16 protein-coding genes are annotated in these 23,938 nt (G+C 51.8%); 7 read left to right on the forward strand and 9 right to left on the reverse strand.

Going from position 1 to position 23,938, the window contains the following annotated elements:
• Window positions 1–39 precede the first annotated feature (39 nt).
• Entirely contained in the window at window positions 40–2,268 is a 2,229-nt protein-coding gene (gene pflB / locus E5358_RS06985; RefSeq protein ID WP_135939510.1) for a formate C-acetyltransferase, read from the reverse strand.
• 481 nt (window positions 2,269–2,749) lie between these two features.
• On the opposite strand from pflB, the gene E5358_RS15095 reads away from it, so the two are divergent.
• On the forward strand, window positions 2,750–2,890 hold the full coding sequence (locus E5358_RS15095) for a hypothetical protein (protein ID WP_168354607.1): 141 nt from the start codon (window positions 2,750–2,752) through the stop codon (window positions 2,888–2,890).
• A 223-nt stretch (window positions 2,891–3,113) separates the two neighbouring features.
• On the opposite strand, the gene E5358_RS06990 is transcribed toward E5358_RS15095, so the two are convergent.
• The 8 genes from E5358_RS06990 to nhaD all read right to left on the reverse strand — a co-directional run bounded on the left by E5358_RS06990 (window position 3,114) and on the right by nhaD (window position 16,642).
• Window positions 3,114–4,019 carry a DUF5106 domain-containing protein gene (locus E5358_RS06990; protein ID WP_135939511.1) on the reverse strand — a complete coding sequence of 302 codons (906 nt, stop codon included), beginning with the start codon at window positions 4,017–4,019 and terminating at the stop codon, window positions 3,114–3,116.
• Complete coding sequence (locus E5358_RS06995) at window positions 4,016–7,366, reverse strand: hypothetical protein (protein WP_135939512.1); 3,351 nt, start codon at window positions 7,364–7,366, stop codon at window positions 4,016–4,018. The genes E5358_RS06990 and E5358_RS06995 overlap by 4 nt, the downstream gene beginning before the upstream one ends.
• 24 nt (window positions 7,367–7,390) lie before the next feature.
• On the reverse strand, window positions 7,391–9,142 hold the full coding sequence (locus E5358_RS07000; protein WP_135939513.1) for a hypothetical protein: 1,752 nt from the start codon (window positions 9,140–9,142) through the stop codon (window positions 7,391–7,393).
• Between the two features lie 98 nt (window positions 9,143–9,240).
• Window positions 9,241–10,308 (reverse strand): FimB/Mfa2 family fimbrial subunit, encoded by a 1,068-nt coding sequence (locus E5358_RS07005; RefSeq protein ID WP_135939514.1) that lies wholly within the window; start codon window positions 10,306–10,308, stop codon window positions 9,241–9,243.
• 421 nt (window positions 10,309–10,729) lie between these two features.
• Entirely contained in the window at window positions 10,730–12,394 is a 1,665-nt protein-coding gene (locus E5358_RS07010) for an Mfa1 family fimbria major subunit (RefSeq protein ID WP_135939515.1), read from the reverse strand.
• Between the two features lie 55 nt (window positions 12,395–12,449).
• Entirely contained in the window at window positions 12,450–13,871 is a 1,422-nt protein-coding gene (locus tag E5358_RS07015) for a DUF3868 domain-containing protein (protein ID WP_135939516.1), read from the reverse strand.
• Window positions 13,872–13,888: 17 nt separating this feature from the next.
• Window positions 13,889–14,440 (reverse strand): DUF3575 domain-containing protein, encoded by a 552-nt coding sequence (locus tag E5358_RS07020; RefSeq protein ID WP_422121067.1) that lies wholly within the window; start codon window positions 14,438–14,440, stop codon window positions 13,889–13,891.
• Window positions 14,441–15,328: 888 nt separating this feature from the next.
• On the reverse strand, window positions 15,329–16,642 hold the full coding sequence (gene nhaD, locus E5358_RS07025) for a sodium:proton antiporter NhaD (RefSeq protein WP_135939518.1): 1,314 nt from the start codon (window positions 16,640–16,642) through the stop codon (window positions 15,329–15,331).
• 183 nt (window positions 16,643–16,825) lie between these two features.
• Here nhaD and E5358_RS07030 point away from each other — a divergent pair, with 183 nt between their 5' ends.
• From E5358_RS07030 to E5358_RS07055, 6 genes are all read left to right on the forward strand, one after another.
• Window positions 16,826–17,746, forward strand: a complete 921-nt coding sequence (locus tag E5358_RS07030; protein ID WP_135939519.1) for an Rpn family recombination-promoting nuclease/putative transposase — start codon at window positions 16,826–16,828, stop codon at window positions 17,744–17,746.
• A 247-nt stretch (window positions 17,747–17,993) separates the two neighbouring features.
• Window positions 17,994–19,487: a rhamnulokinase gene (locus tag E5358_RS07035; protein WP_135939520.1), complete on the forward strand. Its 1,494-nt coding sequence runs from the start codon at window positions 17,994–17,996 to the stop codon at window positions 19,485–19,487.
• A gap of 171 nt (window positions 19,488–19,658) precedes the next feature.
• Complete coding sequence (locus E5358_RS07040) at window positions 19,659–20,915, forward strand: L-rhamnose isomerase (RefSeq protein WP_135939521.1); 1,257 nt, start codon at window positions 19,659–19,661, stop codon at window positions 20,913–20,915.
• A gap of 6 nt (window positions 20,916–20,921) precedes the next feature.
• A complete protein-coding gene (locus tag E5358_RS07045; RefSeq protein WP_135939522.1) occupies window positions 20,922–22,268 on the forward strand; it encodes an MFS transporter in 1,347 nt (448 codons plus the stop codon).
• A gap of 100 nt (window positions 22,269–22,368) precedes the next feature.
• On the forward strand, window positions 22,369–23,190 hold the full coding sequence (rhaD, locus tag E5358_RS07050) for a rhamnulose-1-phosphate aldolase (protein ID WP_135939523.1): 822 nt from the start codon (window positions 22,369–22,371) through the stop codon (window positions 23,188–23,190).
• Between the two features lie 91 nt (window positions 23,191–23,281).
• Window positions 23,282–23,494 (forward strand): hypothetical protein, encoded by a 213-nt coding sequence (locus E5358_RS07055; RefSeq protein WP_135939524.1) that lies wholly within the window; start codon window positions 23,282–23,284, stop codon window positions 23,492–23,494.
• Window positions 23,495–23,938: the final 444 nt, after the last annotated feature.

Below are 23,938 nucleotides of genomic sequence, written 5' to 3' on the forward strand. Positions count from 1 at the left end.
CACGTCAATACCGGCACTACTGTCAGAACTGCCTAACAATTACATCTTCTCATGGAAAGAGCGGCTGATGACCTCCAGCTGATGCTCACGGCTGAGTTTGGTGAAGTTCACGGCATAGCCGGACACACGGATTGTCAGCTGCGGATACTTCTCAGGGTGCTCCATGGCATCCTCGAGCATCTCGCGGTTGAGCACGTTCACGTTGAGGTGGTGCGCACCCTTGGTGAAATAGCCGTCCATCATTGTCACAAGGTTGTCGATGCGTGTCTCCATGTCAACACCCAAGGACTTCGGCACTATGGAGAACGTGTTGCTTATGCCGTCCTGTGAGTCACGGTAGCGCAATTTCGCCACAGAACTCAGTGACGCGATTGCACCGCTCTTGTCACGGCCGTGCATAGGGTTGGCACCCGGAGCGAAAGCCACACCCTTCGCTCTGCCGTCAGGAGTGGCACCGGTCTTCTTGCCGTACATCACGTTGGAGGTGATTGTCAGCAGGGAAAGCGTAGGGCGCGCGTTCTTGTAGACAGGGTGCTTCTTAAGCTCCTCGCTGAAGAAATAGACAAGGTCCACACCAAGGTGGTCAACACGGTCGTCGTCATTGCCGAAGCATGGGAAGTCCTTCTCTATCTCGAAGCCCTCGGTAAGTCCGAGTTCGTTACGCTTTGCACGTACCTTGCCGTACTTGATTGCCGACAGGGAGTCGATGGCTATCGACAGGCCAGCCACACCGTAGGCAAGATTTATGCGCGGGTCGGTGTCGACGAACGCCATCTGCGCCTTCTCGTAATAGTACTTGTCGTGCATGTAGTGGATGATGTTCATGGCATCGTTGTACACGCGTGCTATCTGCATCAACACCTTTTTATAATTAGACCAAACCTCCTCAAAGTTCAGAAGGTCGCCCGTAAGCACAGGGATGTCCTTGACCATGACGGTGCCCGTGTTCTCGCAGCGTCCGCCGTTGATGGCGAGAAGGAGAGCCTTGGCAAGGTTACAGCGTGCTCCGAAGAACTGAATCTGCTTGCCTATCGCCTGATAGGAGACGCAGCATGCGATGCCATAGTCGTCGCAATGGCGCACCTCACGCATCAGTGTGTCGTTCTCGTACTGTATGGACGATGTGTCGATTGACACCTGTGCGCAGAAGTTCTTGAAGCCTTCCGGAAGCTCCGGACTCCACAGCACGGTCATGTTCGGTTCAGGAGAAGGACCGAGGTTGTAGAGAGTCTGGAGGAAACGGAACGATGTCTTTGTCACCTTTGTACGTCCGTCGTTGAAGCGTCCGCCAATAGACTCCGTAACCCATGTAGGGTCTCCGGCAAAAATGTCGTTGTACGACTGCATGCGCAGATGTCTCACCATGCGCAGCTTGATTATAAACTGGTCGACAAGTTCCTGTGCGAAGGTCTCGTCAATGATTCCGTGGTCAAGGTCGTACTGGATGTATATGTCAAGGAATGACGACACATTGCCCAAGGACATGGCGGCTCCGTCCTGCTCCTTCACGGCGGCAAGGTAAGCCATGTACACCCACTGCACCGCCTCCTGTGCCGTAGTGGCAGGGCGACTGAGGTCGAGACCGTAGTATTCGCCCATGACCTTTATCTCGCCAAGTGCCTTTATCTGCTCCCTTACCTCCTCGCGCAGGCGGATTTTCGCATCGGTCATAGGACTTGTGATGTTGCGCAGATTCTCCTGCTTCGCCTCGACAAGGCGGTCGATGCCATAAAGGGCGAGACGGCGGTAGTCACCGATGATTCGTCCACGCGCATAATTGTCCGGCAGACCTGTAAGGAACCCGAGAGAGCGGAAGGAGCGAATCTCGTCGGTGTAAGCGTCAAACACACCGTCGTTGTGCGTCTTGCGGTAGTGTGTGAAGATGTCCTTCACCTTCTCGTCCACCTCCACGCCGTTCTCGCGGCATGCCTTCTCCACCACCTTGATGCCTCCGAACGGCTTGATGGCGCGGCGCAGCAGCTCGTCGGTCTGCAGTCCCACTATAAGTTCGTTCTCACGGTCGATGTATCCGGCCTTATGGGAGGTTATTGTGGAGACAGTGACATTGTCAAGTGAGCGCACACCATTGTTGGCACGCTCCTCCTCCAATGCCTTGAGACATTCGTTCCACACTTTCTTTGTCCTCTCCGTAGGACCCTCCAAGAATGAGGCGTCGCCCTCGTAAGGGGTGATGTTGGTAAACACAAAGTCGGAAACATTGATTTCCTTGTTCCATAGTCCATCCTTGAATCTGTTGTTCATTTCCATACTAAAACCTGTTGGCTCAATTATATTATTTTAATAAAATCTACAATCAAAAAACATGCATGCTGCATATTATCAACGGTTTATCAGACTCCTAACCACCAGCAGCCAATACCTGACATGCACAATTCTGTGACAAAGTTAGGAAAAATTCCCAACACTTGCAAGTATTTGGCAGGAAATAATAGGGTATATATTACAATTATCCGCATTACACCTGTTTTTTTTTTAACGGCAATCCGGGTGAAAAGCATATCCAGGAAACAGTTCCGGCAGCATTCTCTTTCAAAAAATCCTCCATCTTCCGTCATGAAAGCCGGGACGCTGACGAAACGTTACCTTATAACAATCAGTATGCAAAGCGTAACCTTTCGGCACGCAAAGCGTAACCTTTCGGCATGCAAAGCGTAACCTTTCGGCATGTGAAGCGTAACGGTCTGCATCACACCTCATAACACCCTGACTACCAGCAGGCAAGAATATCATGTTCGACAACAGCGGTGACGAATTCAATGAGTCGTTCGAGTTCTATTACTCGACAACAGGCAAAGAAGTGACCGACTTCGTCAAGGCCGGAGGCGATGCGTCCGTGCCGGAAATAATCATTTCCCGTCACACAGCATAACAGAGAGGGCGTATCGGTAAAATTACCGGTATGCCCTCTCTGTTTTATCTGAAAAGCTATTGAAGTCACAAATGACCGGACTCCCGAGAGACGGAGTCCGGTCATTTGTGACTGCTATCATGGCAAACGCTGAAAATAAAATTGTTGCTGTCCCGTAAAAATAATTCACGGCGTCTTTTTCCTGTTTCTCCAAAAGACGCCATCGCCCAGACCAATACACCGCTTAGCGCGATACAGCTTCCAGCAGTTCCTCCACGGAAGCGTCCTTGAGGATTACTGTCCTGTCGGCACCGATGAGGTAAAGGGAGGGCATTGAAGGCAGGAAATAAATGTCGTCATGAAGGATGCCGCCGGTGTCCGCCCCCACTGTCCACCATTCCGGGAGAGTGTCCTTTGTCCGTTGCCATACGGCAGCATCGCCCTCCGTATAGACGGCAAGGACGGTTATCTTCCCCGACTCTGCAAGACTGCGTAGTGCAGAATCCCCGGAAAGGCTCCTTACCGCCGCCATGCAGCCGTCACAGTGAGGGTCGTAGAAGAGAAGCACTGTCGTACGAGCCGGAGTTTCCGCCAGAGAAGAGCGCCTGCCGTCACGCAGCACCATCTGGAAGTCTGCGGCCACCGTGCCTGGGAAGTTCCTGCGTATGGCATCAAAGAGGAAAGCGGCGCGTGAGCGCAGGGAGGCGGTTCCTGCCGCAGAGCTGCGTATGCCGTCAAGGAACATCGTGTAGTAAAGTTCGCTGAACATCGGCGACTCCTTTTCGTACAGATACTTCGCCGCAAGGTCAGCGACCATCATGAACGCCTTTCCGTCAGCCGCCGCACGTCCTGTCAGCAATGTCACGGAGCGCTGAACATCGTCCGTGCCGGCATGAGGGAAGAGCGACATGAAGTTCACAAGATTCTGCTCCATAAACCGCTCGTCACGGCTTCGCAATGTGTCACGGAAGTCCATCTCATCCCAGAAGTGTTCCATCAAGTAAGCCGCACGCTTCCCAGGAGTGCGCAGGGAGTCCGGGACTGCCGGCAGCGGCAGTCCCGTCTGTGCCGTGGAAGGTGCAGCCGCAAACAGCATGAGCAACACCGGCTGTGCCAGTGTTGCCCGCATTATATCAGGAAGTATGTTCATTGTCTTTTCCTTCCTTTCCTCTTTGCCGGAGACGGCGGCGGTTCAGACAGGTCCACGAACCGCACGAAGCATGCGTCGTTGCCGTTGCCAAGGCTTACGCTTCCTATTGCGTTAACGTCGAAAGAGAAATAGTTCAAGTCCATTCCAATGGCATTTGGTTCCATGCTCTTGTCTTTTGACCAGTCCAGAAAGCCGGTGACCATGTTCTTAGCATAGTAAATCGCGCCCGGACGATAATAGAGAGCGGCGAAGAGCGGAGCTGTCTTGTTGAAAAGATGGCCTCGGTTCTCGTATCCGCTGGAGCTGTAACGCAGGATTCCCTTTCCGTCGTTGTGGCCCTCGATCCCGTTCTTCCGGTGGCCGTAACCGGCACGGCCTATCGGGAAGAACAAGTTCCTGGCTGTGAACCTGTGGCTTACGTCATTGGCATCATAATAGTATGCGAACACGCCACGCATTCCTTTCTGCTCCCTGTCCTCGTCTTCCTGGTAATAGCCATAGGCCATGTCAACATCGTATTGTGTCTCCTTCGCTCCGTCAGCATAAAGCACGCCATATCCGAACAGGACATTGTCCGTGCAGTAAAGCTGTTCAAAATGGCGCATTGTCGCCATCTCTGCCCATGATTCGTCATTGAAGCCGGCATCATCTTTAATGATTTTTCCCCACGTCACACGCATTCCTGAGCCGAAAGCAGGAGTGCCGTCATCATTTGCAAGCCAGAAGCCATTCCATTTAACAGCAAAATCACCGGCAAAATCAGTAGGAAACTTGTAGTATATTCCTTTTCCGCTTCGGGACTCTGTATTTCCAAAGCAGTTGTTAAGCGGGTGAATCGGCTGCTTGCTGTTGCCAAACTTGAACATTGAGCCTTCGTCTCTCGGGTCCTGAGCGTCGCTGGTCTCTGAAATACGGTTGAAGGTTCTCCACTTCACTGCCTTGACATTGTCGCCGTCATAGTTCTTTGCTTCCGGTGAAACAGCCTGCGGGGCATAGCCCTGGCGGACGAAGATGAGATGGGTGCATGTATAGGTGTTGTAAAGCACCCTCACAATGGCGTTGCGCACCTTATTGTCATTGTTAAGCCTGTTGAACCTGATAGTGAAATCGACAGGCGTGTTTGTTGAACCGTGAACCTGCTGCTTGCCGTCAAGAGAGATGAAATTCTTGTCACCTAAGATCTCAGCCATCCATGGCCCGTCGGACCTGAACGACTTGAACTTCTCCGCACCGTCACCGGGGAGCATGAGCAGCTCAACATGGAAAGGCTCGAAGTTTCCTGACCTGCGGTAGACACCTTTAGGATTGACTATTCGCCAGACTTGCTTCACTTTTATCTCTTTCGCACCGGACCTGGCAGGCACCGGCTTCTCATTTGTCCCTATCTTCCTCACGTAAGGAATGATTTGTATTGCCGCCGTACGTGAGTATCCTACATAAGGGTTGTTGCCGGAGTATCCCGACTGTTTCACCAACACCTTCGGTCTTGTGAACAGCGGGAGGTTAACGGAGACGCTTTGTCCTCTCTTCTGATAGGAGTAGTCCTCGAAACCGGTTTCGTTCAGACTCGGAGTATTGTCAGGAGTGCCGTCGACATGGATTGTGCGTCTTGACTGGTCCACCGTCCCGTTTGTCCCATAAAAATAATTATTGTTCAGCTTTGAGGACTTATCCACAGCGGATGCATTATTGTCATATCCGGGCCATTGGTTTGATGATTCTCCGCACATTGCCGGTGTTACGACAACATTATTGTCATAGCGCAGGGAAAGGAATCCGTTTCCCGGCTGTTTGTTCTCAGGTGCATCAAAGGCTCCCTTACTGTCGGAGGGTATGGGAATTTCAGGATCTATGTCCGGTTCCCACGGGTTCTTGACAATCTCCGCCTCGAATCTGACGACCTCATAGCCATCCTCCGGTGTATATTTGAACGGGATTGTCGACTTATGGTTATAGAGATACGAGACGTACCACGGCTGCGGGACATCCCATGTGTCAGGCTCTTCCTTGTAATCCACATGCCATGAAAAGTCGTTGGCATTGCCGTTGAACTTCAGAGTCACTTTGAAATGGTGGTTGCGCTCTGCATCGCAATTAAGGTCTGCGTCCTTTCCGAGCATGAAGCGGTACTTGATATCACCGGTGCTCATATTGTCACTGGCGGTACAAGTGTAGAATGCCGTCACCTCGATGTATGTCCCGTAAGGCACTTCGTCCTTCACGGTATTGCTGTTGGAGACATTGCCGGTGGAAAGGTCGGTCACCGGCCCTTTGCAGTGCGGTGCGTCTCCCTGCATGTTTTCGTAGAAGAACAGTGCCTGTGCACTGTTGGAGTGCAGGTTCTTCTTCTCTCCCGTGGCATCATCCATGATGTACGGCGTGCCTTTTGTTATCTGTGCCCATTTTGCATAGTCATCACCTTCGCCGAAGACGATTGCCTGGCCGCTGCCTGCGAGAAGGTCCTCCGCATTTGCAGGAGAGTTGTTGAAAGAGCGGAAGCTGCCGTCCGCGAGCATCTTCTTTCCAAATCCGGCGGCACACTCTTTCGGGATGTCATGCAGCTGTACGTCACGGATGTATATCTTCACATTCTCCCTCAGCCCTGTGCCGTCGAAGTCCACGGTGACTTTTGACGCTGCGCGGCGGAGCCATGTGCGCAGGTTCATGCTGCTTCGGTCAACCCTCACCGGCATGAAGTCGTCAGTAGAGGAAGGTGCCGTGGAGCCCTCCTTGTCCTTATCGGTGAAGAAGCCCGTCATCATGCGGTTGTTCTGGATGTTGCCGTCATCCCACCGGCGTTCCAAGGAGCGCAGCTTGTCAAGAGTGTCATAGTCTGTCCGCGGTCTCTCCAGAAGTGCTGTGAGGGTTGTCTTGACGACCGCCCCGGCATCGGAATATTCTCCCATATTGGCCACGGCGACAAGATAGTATTCCCCATAACCGAGTCTCAGCTGCTTCCTCACGCATTTTGTGGAAGTCTCGGAAGTCTCGCCGGAGGAAGCGTCATTCCCCGTCCTGTCCTCGTCGCTGACATCTGCCGGAATGTAGTCGAGAGCCACAGGGTAGCCTTCAAGGATGTTTCCGTCAGTATCGTAAGCAATGAGGGCTATGTCGGAGAGGTCAGCCATGACGTCACCTTTGTGTGCAGCCTTTGCTCCGGCACCGTTTACCTTCATGGCGGAGAATGGTTCAAAGGAGGCTTCTATGTTGACGAAAGTCTCTCCCTGGGGAATACTGCCGTCCACAGAGAGGTCGTCGGTACATGACCATGCCAGTGTGGTGAGCATGACTGCTGCCATGCTCCACACCATGTTGCCCAGACCTTTCATGTTTCTATGTAATGACATTTTTCAGTTGTATGTTTTTACTAACTACCTTATGCTTTCCGTCGCCGCCTTGTCAATCTCCACAACCTTTCCCGTCGGTTCGCCGGAGTTGTCATATTCTATGAAGACAAACTTTGTCCCGGACTCGGAGATAATGTAGAACAGTCCCGTGTCACTGTCCCAGGATTCCACTTCGTAGCGTTCAGTGTTCTCGGTGTTCTTGAAAATCATCACTCCGTCCTTATCATAGACAATGGTAGTGTGGTTCTTGTTATGCTGCAGGCGTTCTTCTCCGTCCCTGTCCTTATTTTTTACTATTTCCGAGGAGCCTCTGTAGTCTATGACTTTTCTTGTGCTGCATTCTTCACTGTTGTCATCCTTGTAGACGAAATTGCTTATGACCTTTCCGCCGGAATTATCCTTCAGCCACACTTCCGAGTTTTCCATCGTGCCGTCAGTGCCAAGATGTATGGCATAATAGTCGCCTATCTCGTCTTCGTAGCTCAGCAGAGCGCCATTCCCGTCAACAGGGAGTGACTTTTTATTCTTCTCAAGATACACCTGGAAAGCCTCAGGTATGCCGAGATTCCCATCGTCATCCTTTTCCATGTAGACCATGAGGTCACCCATGTCGTCACGTGCAAGTCCTAACGGAGCTGTGACCTCCACCGATGCATAAGGCTGCACGTCAAGCTCAACATTGACACTGGTGAGCTTGCGCGTAAGTGTGTACCTGTACCAGTTGTTGCGCTTGATGTCAAACCTTCCGTCCTTTTCCATGCCGGGGATGTCGCCATAGTTCTTGAATTCAAGGTCATAGACTTCCCCGTCATCGTAAGTGACGCGGATTGTCGACGGCGCAGCATCTGCTGAAGTGTTGTCAAATTCAGGACAGTACATGACGAAAGAGTGCCCGCCGTCAGCTCTCATGAACTCCGCCGGTCCCGTGCAGACCTGCGCATCAGAAGGTATGCTTATGTCCCCATAGTCAAGGAACCACGTGCCGGAGACATATTGGCTCTCATCCGTCACGCCATAGGGTGCTTTTGCTGCAAGATTATTGTAGCGTACAAGCTCCACCTTCGTGATTCTTGCCACACCGGGCAGGACATTGTCCGTCACTTCCACCTTTGCCAAGGCGCGGAGAAGGCGGAGCGTGCCGAGCTCGTTATACGTCCCCTTGTCTATCGTGAAGCCTTCGTACCGGCGGATGCCGAACATCGGTATGCGGTCCTCCGCCGTCAGCATGCCGCCGAAAGGCCTGTACATGCAGGCGGCGGCATCTTCGGCAAGAGCACCGACAGTCTTCCCCACGGCGGCTTCCGGATAATCACGCCAGTTGGCAAGCATCATCAGCTTCACCTTGCCACTGCCGAAAAAGGTCTCCACCTCTTCCGAAGGGACTGTCATGTTAAGCCGGTAGTACTTCGGATTTCCACTGTCACCCAGAGGCACTGCTGCCGGTTTCTCGAACTCACGCATGACAGTGTCCGTGCCGGCATCGACAATATATACCCTGACATCAGGACTGTCACCGGTGAACTGTATGTAGTTCTCGAAGCCCTCGCCGGGACTGTACTCTCCGTCAGCAGGTGTCCTTGCCGCCGTTTCCCTTGCATGGCCAGGGACGGCAGAGCCGTCAAGACTGAGCGTTATGCTCACTCCTGTCCTCCCTTTCTCCGCCAGCCGTCCGGCATCCATGGAATCGTCGTCCGACACGCAAGAAGCCGTCATAGCTGCGAGTGCCGGTAACAAGAGGACGTATGTCCATGGATTCATATATCGGATGGATTTCATAAATTCAACTTTCGCATTTGCCAAAGGTCGCGGGTTATAATATCAAGGTTATGAGGCCTGCTGCCTGTCACCACCGGAATCCGGCGGTCAAATTCATGTCAATTCCCCAAATCAACATTGTCAAGGACGATTCTCCAGGAGTGTATGAGGATTGACGTGCTTATCCACTTCCTGTCGGCGTCAAGGAAGAATGTCATCACATATTCATCCTCACGGTCAAGGAATTCCTGTGCGCCCATTTTATGTCCGTATGCCTGCTCATAGTATTCCTTGGACAGAAGCGCATAATCAATCACAGGCACTCGTGCGACAATCCCTCCTTCCTTGTTTGTCACTGTCAGAGTCATCCGTCTGTCATGGTCTGCCATCATCCTGCCTACGGAGAAGTCGGCGATGACACCGTTGACGTACACCACGGAACGTCCCTCCGCGACAGCGTCATCCTTGCCCACTCCGGCTGTTCCTGACGTCACGGCCCACGGGGTGTAGACGACACCGGCATCGTCCGCCAGGCTGTTGTCACTTGCCATGAGCCCGTTGCTGTCTTCAATCCTGAAGGAGAAGTCGTCGGTCTTCAGGTTCTCTCCCGACAGCTGCTGGAGGATGATGCGTATGTGGTTGGTGTTCTTGACGAGAGGCATGGTGTAAGTGTAGTGTCCTCCGTCAGGATTCTCCGGCAAATCAACTTCCATCAGTCCGTGGTACAGGAAATCAAGATAGCGTCCGCTGTGCATGCCTTCCGCTGTCACATCGGCGTCAAGGCGGCAGGCGAGGTCCTCCAGGCGTGTAGTGCCGACAATGGCTTCCGGGACATTGAACGACTCACGCTCCTTTCCGTTCTCCAGTCCGCACCATGCGAGGAGCCTGTAGTGTCCGGCCTGCAGGGGAAGATTCATGGAGTAGTCCGCCATAGCCAGGCGGCCGCCTGCTTCGGAGTTCTTCCATACCAGCACCCCGTCCTCGTCGAAAGCGTAGAGGCTGACAGACTTCACTTCATTGGCAAAGGCATCTGCCCACTTCAGGTTCATGTCGTAGCGGAACTTCAAGTCGTAGGTCACAGAGCAGTCCCCCTCCTCATCGTAAACGAAACCGTCACATGATGAGAACAGGAACAGTGCCATGACTGCCAGCAGTGAAAGGGAGTTGAAATGCTTCAGAGTGTTCATTTCCGTATATCTGTTTTTTTTACCTGTTATGGATTGTAATATATGCTGACCGGGCATGGATGTGTTCCGTTGCCCGGAGTATTGTCATCGTCATCGTTATTTCCGGGAAGCGAGGCCTCCCGTGGTCTGTGCCGCTCCTTGCACCGGCACAGGGGTGCTTTCTCTTTTGTCCTGCCTGCGGATATTGCTATCCTGGTCTGTCTTTTCTGACAACAGATGCTTTATAGGAGAAGATGCGGAGCATGAGTACAATCCCTGCACTGCGTCCGCATCTTCCTTGTCGTTTTCACTTATCGTTTTTTTTATGGGAAAGCGGATAAATGTTCTTTTACTATACCGGTCAAGCAACTGTTGAGAATTATTTTATAATATCTTCTCATTAAAACCGATTTCCAACAGTTACTTACAAAAAAATCTTTTCTTACCAGTTCAGGTCAACATCCTGGTTGACAACACGCCATGAGAGGATGTTAATCTCGGCAGCGATGTATGTCTCCTCGTTCTTAGGTTTCTCCGGAACGATAATCTCATCAGGGTTGTAGACAGGAGTTCCGAGACCTGCAAGAGTCTTGATGTTCGCGTTATAGACATGGTTGCGGACAATGCCGAACTTCTCGCCGAAATGCTTGATGTCGAAGTAATAGTATGTGTAGCCTGTCTTCCATACCTTTGCACCGCCAAGGTTCTTCAGGACTTCGTTTGCCTCTGCCGTTGTCATCTGCACGGCACTCTCGCCTGAGCCGTTGTAGACAGTGACACCGCCAGCGAGCTGCACGTATGTCTTGTAACGCTCTGCATCAGGAGCCGTGCCGTCGTTCATCTCTGTGGCGGTCTTCAGCACAAGGTCCTTCTCCTCAAGGCGTACATACTTCACACCATTCTCAATGTTCTCTTTCTTGTAGAGGTTTGTCTGTGTCATCATGGCTTTCTTCAGGTCCTTGACACTGTACTTGATGCCGCCCCACTCTGCAAGTTCGATGGCATTGCCGTCCTTGTCACAAAGCTGTGCCGCAATGATGACCTGTGTGTTCTTTGTCGCACCCTCTGCGTTCTCATGGACATAAGTGAAGGTGCCGGCGTTGGAAGCATCGGCAGCGCTGTAGAAGTTCTTGGCGTCCGCGCCTGTATTTTCAGCATTGAAACTGAAATTGCTGTAGCCTACGCCTGCCGGGTTGATGGCCCAGTAAGAACGGAAGTATGCCGGGTTGTTCCATGGCTCTGTACCGAAAAGGTCAGCAGCCCATGAAGGGTTGACAGCCTTCATCAGACAAGACTTGTCAGCCGTGGTCGTTGCATTCCAGCCGAGGAACTTTACGAAAATCTCTGTGTTCCTGATGTTGCCGTTCTCATCCTCTTCCACAAGGATGTTGTTCTTGTCTGCGGAAGCTGTGGAGTAAACGCCCTCTGCCTCGCCTGCCTTGACAAGGCTGTTCTGCACGCGCACCTTGGCAGCCTGACGCTCGACATGGATTGTCACAGGGGACTGCTTTGCCTCGTCGGCAGTGCCGAAAAGCCTGCCGCGTACGCTGACGGCCTCCATCTTCTCCCCGTTGTCGGCATAGACGGAGTTGGACATCACGAAATTGCCCTCAGCATCCTTAAACTCGCCGTAGACCTTCTCGTTGAGTTCTTCCATGGAAGCTACATTGCCGAGAGTGCTTACAGGATTGAGCACAGCGATGATTGATGCCGGAAGCCTGTCGCCCTTAGGTGACTCGATGACAAGAGTGGCATTGATTTTCTTCTCTATGTTATCAGGTGTGCCGTCAGAAGTCTGACCAGGAGTATAGTCAAGATAAGCAGCACCTGTCAGTCCCTTCACTTTAGCAGCGTTGCCCTCTTCGTCAAAGAAGTAGAAGCGCACCTTTCCGACCTTGTTCTCTACGGCAAGGCCGTTCTCGTAGTCATTTGCCCGCATGATTCCCTTCGCTCCCGCACCTCCTGTGGACGGTGTGTTCATGATATTCACAGAGAGATAGCTCACGGAAGCCTGCTCTGCACCACCGGATTCAATGGCAGCATCTTCATTGGAGCAACTTGCGAAGGCAGCCATAAACAATGGCGCCAAGAATAAAGATTTGTTCATTTTCACAATTGTTTTTTTAAAAGTAATTATTAAAATCTAATGTATCTTCTTCCTTCTATCTGTCCCCAAGCCTCTCTTCCAGCTCTTCCAGAGTCCTGCCGGCCTGTACGAGCCCTGCCTGCTTTGCCTCGCCAAGGTATCTGCGCGCTGCGGCATAGTCCTTCCTGCGGACGGCTACGGCACCTCTTGTGTACAGAGCCTCGGGAGAGTCGCCGGCCTTAAGGAGATACTTCTCCGCCATGTCAAGGTTTCCACGGCGGATGGCGGCACTGGCGGCATTGAGATTGGCAACAGGGTCGTCAGGGAACATCTTCACTGCCGTCTCGAACACTTCGGTGAACTCTTCCGTTCCCGGAGTGAGGATTCCCGCAGCGACATAGAACTCGTTCTGGCCGAGCTTCTGCGGACTCTTCTTCATCACTTCAAGAATCTGGTGAGGGTCGTTGTACGACCTTATCACATAGGACACCCTGTAGTCCGTATGCCGCAAGGCAGGATAGAAATGGGCAAGCATGAACTTATAGTCCGCAGGGTAGAGACGCTTGATTCTTGCCTCCTTAAGGTCAGGATTCATCTTTGCTGCAATGAGTTCCAGTATCTCGCTGCGGTGAGTGAGGTTGGACTCCGCGACGGCCTTGCGCAGCCCTTCCCAATCCTCCGGCTCATGGTCGGTGAGCATGGTGACACCGTCAAACTTGTAGAGCTGCATGAGATAGTCCTTCAGCGACTTTGTACGCCCGACTGCAAGGTCACGGTTGTGGGAATAAGGGCTCTCGGGGGAGGCATAGCCTTTAAGCCATACGGTGTCGATGCGTGCGTCACTGTCGTTGCGGATGGTGTCGATGGTCGAGCGGATGGCTGCCAGCTCGATGGTGTTGCGGCGGTATTCAGGATGGATTTCCGTCCTGTCCACAGGGAAGTCAATGTATGCGCGCCCTTCGAGCGAGCGGCGCTTTTCGATGGTCCCTTCCGGCTTGATGTAGACAAGGTCAGGGAAGAATTTGCCACTGTATTTTCCTATTGCTCCGTACTCGTCGAGCAGCACCTTCTGGCAGCAACCCTCGTCAACGCGTCTCAGGCGCAGTGTGGCGCCGTCCATCCATTCTTCATAAGGCAGGAGTTCGCGGTAGGCGACAGTCTGCGGCTTGTCCTTTGCCATGAAAGCCTTCTCCGTACTTCCGGACATCATCGCCCCGCCATTGTTACGCAGATAATAATAGTACCGGCGCCTGCCGTAGACAGCCACGGACGGCAGGGCTACGGAGTCACTGCCGTTGACAAGCCACGGTGTAAGGAGCACGCATTGGTTGGATTCGACATTGAGGGCTGCAAGCCCCATGGTCATATCGACAGAGAGGAACCTCCCCTCACGGTCCATCTTCATGGAGGAAACGGAAACATTGTCTACCACATCTTTTGCACAAACGCTTCCCAACGACAGCATGGCTGCCAGAGATGTAAAAAGAATCTTATCCATTGCCATAGACTGAGTGATTAAAAGAGATAAACAACATTTATTGCCGCCTTGGTGGGACCGACATAGTGGTGGGTACGGTCGGACTTGACTTTCTTGCCACATCCGGCGCAACGGTACTGGTCAAAGCGGGTATAAGAATAACCGAAACCGAACTCTCCCTCAAGGTTCCAGTGCTTGTCGAGCAGCCATGCATAGCCGTAGCTGACACCGCCGCCTACGAACCATCCTTGGAAACGTGTATCCTTCAGCTTGCCGAAATCCGTGCCGAACAGCTTGAATCCTGTGTCTATGCCTCCTATATTGAACTGTCCGCCATGGACATGTGCCCCGACAAAATGACCGGCGAAACGGTCACAGGACCAATATCTTGCACCCGGCTGCACCGACCAGTGCTTCCACCTGCGGTCATGGCTGAGAGTCCATCCGTTAAGGCTCACCGGGACGTCAAGAGTCCACTTAGGGGCAAGCCCTGCCTCCATGCCGACACTGACATCAAGGACGGCATCGTCCAGCAGATTGGTCTTCACGGCAAAAGTCTGCGCTTCAGACCTTGAAGCAACAGCAAACATGCTCAACAATAACAAAAGTACTTTGAGTATGGCATCCATGTATGAATGTTTTTTGAATATGTTAATTTAATAGTTCTCTTCCGATAAGAATCATGACAGTTGCTTCTCTGCTCCAACCATCATTGTCTCTTATGTTCTCAGTCTAAAAATCATCGTTCTCTCCTGGACCTGATGATGTCCTTGACTTTCTTTCACACCAAAGCGGACATGGAAAATTCCACCCTCTATGAAACAGGGTTTGCAAGATGCAAAAATCACACTTTTCATGATGAATCCTTTTTTCCGAGGCGCAAAATTAGTATTAATCACACATATTACAAAAATAAAGATGTTAAAATTCCCCCCCCCGAAATTTCTTGACACAAATCACCTCCAAAAGGCTGGAAATCTCGTCAAAACGGAAACAGACAGCCTTTGACGGTGCTTTTTATGAAACGTTCCGCCATCCTTATTTTAAGTTTAAAAAAACAAGCTTCCAAGAAAAAAAGATATACTTTCAAGCAAAAAAAAGGCATGGTGCCAATGATTACCTTTTATCCTGCGAAAGGTAACCTTTGACCGTGCAAAACGTAACGGCTGACCGCGTGAAACGTAACCTTTTACCGCTATGGACATGAAGGATGGCATGTCCCGTACAGAAATGCCTGCAGGATGCATCTGCAACAAATAGAAAAAGCCTGTTGCCCCATCATCAGCGGGCATGGCGAAACTTGCTGATACTCTTCATGTTGCAGAAGCGGAAAGAATACCGTCAAGCTTCGCCATGCTCACCGAAAAAAAGTGTTATGAGGTGATTGGTTTCGCAGACCTCATGTCACATCTATATATATAATATTTCCATGACCATGATGGAAAAGGACAAAGCATGGAGACCTGTTGTCCTTTTACCTAAAAAATATATGTCTTCTCCACCCAGTAGCAGAGGATGCCGGCAAGGTAGCCCACAAAGGCTATCCATGTGACGTTCTTCATGTACCAGCCGAAGCTGATGCGCTCGAGTCCCATGACCACCACGCCGGCGGCAGAGCCGATGATGAGCATCGAGCCGCCCACACCGGCACAGTAGGCGAGAAGCTGCCAGAAGACTCCGTCGACGCCGAAGGCTCCGCCCGCAGGGTCGATGATGTACATCTTCATCGCACCTGCCACGAGAGGCACATTGTCGACTATGGAGGAGAGGACGCCGATGGCTCCCGTGACAAGGTAGTGGTTGCCGATGGTCTCGTCAAGCCATTCGCCGAGGGCGGTGAGCACACCTATCTCGGAGAGTGTCGCCACTGCCATGAGGATGCCGAGGAAGAAGAGTATGGTGGCCATGTCGATGCGTGTGAGCAGTTGTGTCACGCGCTTTGCCATAGGGTCGTGCTCGTCACGCTTGCGGTAGATGACTTCCGTCACGCCCCAGAGGATGCCGAGGACTCCGAGGATGCCCATGAAGGCAGGAAGCTCGGTGATGGTGTGGAACACAGGCACGCAGCAGAGTCCGCCGACGCCGAGGATGAAGATGAGCATGCGCTGCTTCTTGGTCACCATGGAGATGCCCTGCTCGCGCTCATCGGGGACAGCCACGGGGAGGTCGCCCTTGAGGTGCAGCTGCATCACTGCCGTCGGCACGATGAATGCTATGAATGAAGGGACGATGATTTCGGAGATGACGCCGAGGGCTGTAATCATCTTGCCGTTCCAGAGCATGATGGTCGTCACGTCACCGATAGGTGAGAAGGCTCCGCCGGCGTTGGCGGCGATGATGACGCAGACGGCGTACCACATGCGGTCCTGCTTGTCCTCGACGAGCTTGCGGAGAATCATGATCATGACAATGGACGTGGTCAGGTTGTCGAGGACGGCGGAGAGGATGGCTGTCATGAAGGCTATCTTCCAGAGGAGCGAGCGTTTTGTCCTTGAGGCGAGTGCGGAGCGCACCCAGTTGAAGCCGCCGTGCTGGTCGACAATCTCGACGATGGTCATCGCGCCCATGAGGAAGAAGAGTGTGGTGCCTGCCTCGCCGAGGTTCCTCTCGATGGCCTCACCGAGTTCAAAATGAGGAAGATTGAGTCCGTCGTGTCCGAGGGCGAGGAGGGTCCAGCAGACGACGCACATGAGTACGGCTATTGCCGCCTTGTTGATTTTTGTGACAGCCTCGAAGGCTATGAACAGATAGCCTATGCAGAATGCTGTCACAATGATAGTGACTGTTGACATTTGTTAGTTTTTAGTTTTGTTTTTAGTGTTAGATTAATCGGCTGCAAATTTAATCAAATAAATTCATTTATGTGTAAGAAATGTGGAAAAAATGCCTTGTTGTTCTGAAAAAAGCGATGATGTTGGTTGATTATTGGAATTTATTTCGTATATTTGCACATAATCTTTCAAAAACAAACTGTCATGGGCAACTATATCAGATTCGACTGGGCTATAAAGAAATTACTCAGGCAAAAGGCTAACTTCGTGGTTCTTGAAGGCTTCATTTCCTCGCTTTTGGAAAAGAAGGTGAAGATTGAGTGCCTGCTTGAAAGCGAGGGTAACGTTGAGCGAGACGACGAGAAGCACAACCGTGTCGACATGCTTGTCGGTGCGGAGAACGGTGAGAAATACATCATTGAGGTGCAGAACAGCAATGAGACTGCTTATTTCCAGCGCATGCTTTTCGGCACATCGCAGCTCATCAAGGACTATCTCCATAAGGGCGAGGGCTACGAGAATGTGCAGAAGGTTTACAGCATAAACATTGTTTATTTCGACCTTGGCAAGGGCGATGACTACATTTACCATGGGTACACGGAGTTCCGAGGTGTCCACGACGGCAAGCTGCTCAACCTTTCGCCTTTCCAAATGGAGATGTTCGATGTCAGTGAGGTGAAGGACATCTTCCCGGAGTATTATATATTGAAGGTCAATGGTTTCAATGATGTCGCAAGAACGCCTATCGAACAATGGATAGAGTTCCTGAAGAATGGTGACATCCCTGACAACGCCACTGCTCCAGGACTGTCGGAGGCACGCGAGATAATGCGTTATGACAAGATGTCCGCAGTTGAGAAATGCGACTATGACCACCATTTGAAGGAAATCCTCATCCTTCGCGGGCAGGTTGACCATGCGGTGGGCGAGGCAAGGCTTGAAGCGCGTGCGGAAGCACTTATCGAAGGGCGTGCAGAAGGGCGTGCGGAAGGACTTATGGAAGGACGTGAAGAGGAGAAGCGGAGCACTATCCTCCGCATGCAGGAAGCCGGCGCAAGTCTTGACATGATTGCAATTGCCACAGGCTTGTCAGCAGAAGACATAAAGCGACTGCTGGACTCATAACACAGGCAATGAACTTCATGGCCGGTGGTATGTCTCTATTGGAAAATCAATAGTGACATACCACCTTTTTCTTGTCTTGCCAAAGAAAACATTTGTAACTTTGTACAAAACGAATGTAACTTTGTGCAAAAAAGAAAAAAAACTTGAAAAAACTTTCATAATTGACATAAAATAATTATCTTTGCAAGGAGAAACATCTGTCTTTCGAGGCATAAATCTTTTATAAGCAACAACCACACTGACTGACATGGAAAACAACAAGAATTTCTTCGCCGTAGACCTCGGCGCGACAAGCGGAAGAACAATCATCGGAAACATAAAGGACGGGAAAGTCATCCTCGAGGAGGTGACACGGTTCCCGAACAACCTCATACAGACCCACGGACAGTTCTATTGGGACATCTATGCCCTCTACAATGAGATTATCCGCGGACTGAAGGAGGTGGCGAAGCGCGGACTGGAGATTACGAGTATCGGCATCGACACATGGGGCGTGGACTTCGTGTTCATCGGCGAGGACGGACAGATCCTGCGCAACCCGAGGGCGTACCGCGACCCGCACACATTCTCCGCTATGGAGGACTATCTGAAGAACGTGAAGTCAAAGAAGGAACTTTACGACGTGACGGGCATACAGCTCATGAACTTCAACTCCATCTTCCAGCTTTATGCGATGCGCCGTGCGGAGAACTCTGCACTGGAGAATGCTGCGAAGATTCTCTTCGTGCCGGACGCTCTCTCATGGATGCTCACAGGCAACGATGTCTGCGAATATACCATAGCTTCCACCGCCGAACTGCTTGACCCTCGCACGGGCCAGCTTGACGAGGAGCTCCTCGCAACGCTTGGGCTGTCACGCTCAAAGTTCGGCAAGATGGTGCAGCCGGGCACACTCATCGGCACTCTGACTGCCGAGGTGCAGGAAATGACAGGTCTCGGCGCGGTTCCTGTCTATGCCGTGGCAGGCCATGATACAGGCTCTGCCGTGGCTGCCGTGCCTGCCAAGGACGAGGAGTTCGCTTACCTCTCTTCCGGCACATGGTCGCTGATGGGCATCGAGACAAAGGAGTGCATCATCAATGACAAGTCGTATGAGCTGAACTTCACCAACGAGGGTGGCATAGAGGGAACGACACGCTTCCTGAAGAACATCTGCGGAATGTGGCTCCTTGAGCGCTGCCGCAAGGAGTGGAGCGACTCTGTCCCGAGCGACTACCCTACCCTCTTCGGCAACGCCATGAAGGTTCAGGGATTCCAGAGCATAATAAACCCTGACGACAAGATGTTCGCCAACCCGGCTAACATGGAGGAGGCGATAAAGGAATACTGCCGCATGACGGGTCAGCATGTGCCTGAGGGCTATGCCGAGGTCATCCGCTGCATCTTCGATTCGCTTGCCCTGCGCTACCGCCAAGTGTTCACATGGCTGAAGGAGTTCGCATCGTTTGACATCACAACGCTGCACATCATCGGCGGCGGTTCGAAGAACGACTACCTGAACCAGTTCACTGCCAACGCCACCGGTGTCAATGTCCTTGCAGGCCCGCAGGAGGGAACAGCTCTCGGCAACATCATGGTGCAGGCAAAAGCTGTCGGCATGGTGAAGGACATCTGGGAGATGAGGAAGATTATCGCCAACTCCCTCGAACTCATAGAGTATCATCCAAAGGACGAGGAACTCTGGGACGAGAACTACAACAAGTTCCTCGGCATCTGCAACAAGATGGAGGAAAAGAGATAAATTGCGACAGTATTGTCAGTTAGGTCAATATTGTCAGTTGCGTCAGTACTGACTGTCTTATCCAAAATTGACAATATTGTCACCATTGACAGTATTGACATTACTGACATTACTGACCAAAACCATCAACAAAATTAAATCAATAACCAAATAACAACTAACAAAAGAAAAATGAAAGCAGAACTTATTTCCAAGGCTTACGAAATCGCGAAAGAACGTTACGCTGAAATCGGCGTCGACACAGAAAAAGTGCTCAAACAGTTGCAGGACTTCCACCTCTCACTCCACTGCTGGCAGGCAGACGACGTGAACGGTTTCGAGGTCAAGGAAGAGACAGAACTCGGCTCAGGTCTCGCAGTGACAGGTAACTGCCCGGGCGCAGCACGCAACATTGACGAAGTGCGCCAGGACATCCTTAAGGCTAAGTCACTCATCCCTGGTAACCACCGCCTTAACCTCCACGAGATCTACGGCGACTTCAAGGGCAAGGCTGTTGATCGTGACGAAGTTACCGTCGAGCACTTCCAGTCATGGATTGACTGGGGCAAGGAGAACGACACACTCCTCGACTTCAACTCCTCTTCTTTCGGCCACCCACGCTCCGGCTCACTCACTCTCGCAAACCCTGACGAGGGCACACGCCAATTCTGGATTGAGCACACAAAGCGCTGCCGTGACATCGCCAACGCCATGGGTGAGGCACAGGGCGACCCATGTATCATGAACCTCTGGGTGCACGACGGATGCAAGGACGTGTCCGTTAACCACGCTCTTTACCGCAACCTTCTTAAGCAGTCACTCGACACTATCTTCGAGAAGGAGCAGCCAATGATGAAGGACTGCATCGAGGGCAAGGTGTTCGGCATGGGTCTCGAGTCATTCACAGTAGGTTCTCACGACTTCTACACAGCTTACGCTGCACAGAAGGGCAAGCTCCTCACTATCGACACAGGCCACTATCATCCGACAGAATCTCCTGCCGACAAGGTTTCTGCCGTTCTCCCTTATCTCCCTGAGCTCATGCTCCACGTGTCACGCCCTGTACGCTGGGACTCTGACCATGTTACTATCATGGACGACACAACTCAGGAGCTCTTCTTCGAGATTGTACGCGCTGGCGCTCTCGACCGCGTGCACTACGGACTGGACTTCTTCGACGGCTCTATCAACCGCCTCGGTGCATACGTCATCGGCTCTCGCGCAGCACAGAAGTGCATGCTCCGCGCACTCCTCGAACCGACAGAGACAATCAGCAAACTGGAGCTTGCAGGCGAAGGCTACAAGGTGCTCGCTCTCCTCGAAGAGCAGAAGGCTATGCCTTGGCAGGCAGTCTACGACGAGTTCTGCGTACGCAACGATGTCCCTGTAGGTCAGGACTTTATGCTTGACATCGATAAGTACGCTGCTGAAGTGACAAGCAAAAGATAAACAGCCATGGAAGGAAAAGACAACAGTCTGAAAAGCACCATAGCTGTCTCCCTTAACAACTACCTTGACGCCGGCGCAATCGTTGCCGGCGCAAGTGGTTTGTCGCTATGGCAGAAGTATCTCGGACTCTCGGAAGTTGACCTCGGATGGCTCAACTTCATCTCTGCCAACTGCCTCGGAGCAGCCGTGGGCGCAATCATCGGCGGCTTCCTTGCCGACAAGTACGGCAGAAAGTTCATTTTTACTTATAACCTTCTGGTGTACATGCTCGGCGTCCTGCTTGTCATGTGCTCAGTCAATTTCCCTATGCTCCTCGCCGGTTTCCTTCTGACAGGCATCTCTGTCGGTGTCGGCGTGCCTGCATCATGGACATACATCTCTGAGAGTTCGGAGAACAACAACCGCGGCCGCAACATCTGCATCTCACAGATGTCATGGGGCGTGGGACCGTTCTTCATACTGCTCTTCGGCATGCTCTTCGCACCGGGCGGCACACTGTTCTCCTACGTTGAGTCGATAGCCGCAATGTTCGGTGTGACCGGCATCGAGGAGGCTGTCAACGTGTTCAGTTCGCGCGTGGTGTTCTTCACACTGTTCGTCATAGCCTTCATAGCATGGAACCTCCAGCGGCAGCTTGAGGAAAGCTCTGAATTCAAGGCGAACAAGGAGGCTGCGAAGGCAAAGGGCGAGGACACCGGCATGATTCATTCCTTCAAGGTCTTGTTCTCCAACAAGGTTGCCGTGAAGACCGTCGCATTCCTTGCAGGCATCTACCTCACATGGAACCTCGTGGCGTCAGTAATGGGATTCTTCCAGCCGCACATCTATGAGACTGCCGGCGGCGTATCGAACGAGACATCGCAGATGATGAACTGCATACAGTGGGCTGTCATCGTCTTTGTCGGATGGCTGACATCGCTCGTCATCGACAAGATGAGCCACAAACTCATCTATGTCTTCGGACTCCTCGTTGCGATAGCGGCGTGGATTCTCATCGTGGGCATCGGCGTCAACGGCCCTGCAGGACTGTGGACCTTCTGCATACTCTGGGGCATCCAGGGCGGTTGCTCTGTGCAGGTGTTCTACGCCCTTTGGGGCTCGGAACTGTTCCCTGCGAAGTTCCGCGCGGGAGCACAGGGTCTGATGTTCTTCATCGTCCGCGGACTGTCGGCGGTATGGGGCATCATCTTCACCCTCATCTACGGTGAGAACGGCGAAGGCTTCACCATTGCCGCTTACTGCATGATAGCACTCCTTGTGATATCGCTTATCGTGGGCATCCTCGGTGCACCGAACACTCGCTGCAAACCTCTTGAAGAGATAACAAAAGAACGCTACGGCGATAATTATTAATAAGGTCATCATGATGTATCATGATAAATCATGAAACCATGCCGCATCATGATAAAACATGATTCAACATGATGCACCAACAACAATAAAAAAAACAAAAATGAAATCAATATTAGACAACCGTCCGGGACTTAAGGCTGTCATCGACCAGGTCGCTGAAGTCACCGGCTACCTCTGGCAGAAAGGCTGGGCAGAGCGCAACGGCGGAAACATCACAGTGAACATCACCGAGTTCGTGGACGACGAGATAAAGGCACTCCCTGCCATCGCCCCAGTAAAGCAGATTGGCAAGGTTCTCCCTAACCTCAAAGGCAAGTACTTCTACGCAAAAGGCACAGGAAAGCGCATGCGCGACCTCGCACGCTTCCCTATGGAGAACGGTTCAATCATACGCATCTGTGACGACTGTGCGTCCTACGAAATCATCGCCGACAAGCCTGTCGCTCCAACATCCGAGCTTCCTTCACACCTCGCCCTGCAGGACTACCTCCTCGCTTCCGGCAGCTGCTACAAGGCAACGCTCCACACCCACCCTATCGAACTTGTGGCCATGTCCCACATCAAGCGTTTCCTCAAGGGCAACGAAATGACGAAGGTGCTCTGGTCAATGATTCCTGAGACCCTCGCCTTTGCTCCGCTGGGTATCGGTATCGTACCTTACGCTATGCCGGGCTCCATAGAGCTTGCCGACGCTACTCTCGAGCAGATAAAGAAGCACGACGTGGTCATGTGGGAAAAGCACGGCACAGTGGCCGTTGGCGTCGACATCATGGACGCTTTCGACCAGACCGACGTACTCTGCAAGGCTGCCAACATATATATGTGTGCCAAGTCCATGGGCTCAGAGCCGGACGGCATGACAGACCAGGAGATGAAGGACATCCAAGAGACCTTCAACCTCCCTACTTCACGCCCTTGCTAAAAGAATCCCTCCTGCAACCAATGCCAGGAGGGATTCTTCAGTTTTACCCGACAACTTGTCAAATTGACAAATTGTCAGAAAAACAAACAAAATGAAAAATATAATCCTCATACTGCTCTTGCTCCTATCCACGACAGGCTCTCCGGCACAGATTCCAAAACGGTATGACACCGAGAACTACAAACGCGCAATGGAAGCAATCAACAAGGCTCAGATAAGGGATGAGCAACAATTCGCCGACCTCGTCAAAGAATACCGGCAGAAGCTCACTGAAGAGCGAAAGGAAGCGGAAAACCAATTGTAATTCACATCCATGCCGACGACTGCCGACATGCCGTCATAAGTTTGTGTCATGGACTTACGCACCCACCTAACCATAACCATTAGTATTGTAAAAAGTTATGATTAGGTGGGTAAAAGATAGGCTTTTGCATGGTTGTTGGTAACCTTTTGCAGCACGGAATGTGTGGAAAAGTCACGAAAAAGTGTGGAAAAGCGTGCATAAACGGTGGAAAAACATGCGAAAAACAATGTGGAAAAGGCGTGGGTTATCAACAGCGGCTTTTCTTTCAAAAGGAGGGAATGGGGTAGTGTGGATAACTTGCGGAGTTATGATTGTACTTTCCACAAGTTATTATCAACGGTGCGGTGAAGCGTAAAGTGCTGAGAGTTAGGGAGGAATAATTGGAAGAAAGAGGGTTTTCCACAGTTTCCACAGGATATAATAATCATCATAGTATTCTTTTTA

Origin of the sequence: Palleniella muris, from assembly GCF_004792655.1 — a bacterium.
GTDB classification, from domain to species: Bacteria; Bacteroidota; Bacteroidia; order Bacteroidales; family Bacteroidaceae; genus Prevotella; species Prevotella muris_A.

Bases quoted from the DNA above. Each gene is read 5' to 3' on its own strand.
- E5358_RS07045 (WP_135939522.1), top strand. From the start codon at position 20,922: ATGGAAGGAAAAGACAACAGTCTGAAAAGCACCATAGCTGTCTCCCTT.
- nhaD (WP_135939518.1), bottom strand. From the start codon at position 16,642: ATGTCAACAGTCACTATCATTGTGACAGCATTCTGCATAGGCTATCTG.
- E5358_RS15095 (WP_168354607.1), top strand. From the start codon at position 2,750: ATGTTCGACAACAGCGGTGACGAATTCAATGAGTCGTTCGAGTTCTAT.
- E5358_RS07020 (WP_422121067.1), bottom strand. From the start codon at position 14,440: ATGTTTGCTGTTGCTTCAAGGTCTGAAGCGCAGACTTTTGCCGTGAAG.
- E5358_RS07005 (WP_135939514.1), bottom strand. From the start codon at position 10,308: ATGAACACTCTGAAGCATTTCAACTCCCTTTCACTGCTGGCAGTCATG.
- E5358_RS07030 (WP_135939519.1), top strand. From the start codon at position 16,826: ATGGGCAACTATATCAGATTCGACTGGGCTATAAAGAAATTACTCAGG.
- E5358_RS06995 (WP_135939512.1), bottom strand. From the start codon at position 7,366: ATGTCATTACATAGAAACATGAAAGGTCTGGGCAACATGGTGTGGAGC.
- E5358_RS07040 (WP_135939521.1), top strand. From the start codon at position 19,659: ATGAAAGCAGAACTTATTTCCAAGGCTTACGAAATCGCGAAAGAACGT.
- E5358_RS07055 (WP_135939524.1), top strand. From the start codon at position 23,282: ATGAAAAATATAATCCTCATACTGCTCTTGCTCCTATCCACGACAGGC.
- E5358_RS07015 (WP_135939516.1), bottom strand. From the start codon at position 13,871: ATGGATAAGATTCTTTTTACATCTCTGGCAGCCATGCTGTCGTTGGGA.
- E5358_RS07000 (WP_135939513.1), bottom strand. From the start codon at position 9,142: ATGAAATCCATCCGATATATGAATCCATGGACATACGTCCTCTTGTTA.
- rhaD (WP_135939523.1), top strand. From the start codon at position 22,369: ATGAAATCAATATTAGACAACCGTCCGGGACTTAAGGCTGTCATCGAC.
- E5358_RS07035 (WP_135939520.1), top strand. From the start codon at position 17,994: ATGGAAAACAACAAGAATTTCTTCGCCGTAGACCTCGGCGCGACAAGC.
- E5358_RS07010 (WP_135939515.1), bottom strand. From the start codon at position 12,394: ATGAACAAATCTTTATTCTTGGCGCCATTGTTTATGGCTGCCTTCGCA.
- pflB (WP_135939510.1), bottom strand. From the start codon at position 2,268: ATGGAAATGAACAACAGATTCAAGGATGGACTATGGAACAAGGAAATC.
- E5358_RS06990 (WP_135939511.1), bottom strand. From the start codon at position 4,019: ATGAACATACTTCCTGATATAATGCGGGCAACACTGGCACAGCCGGTG.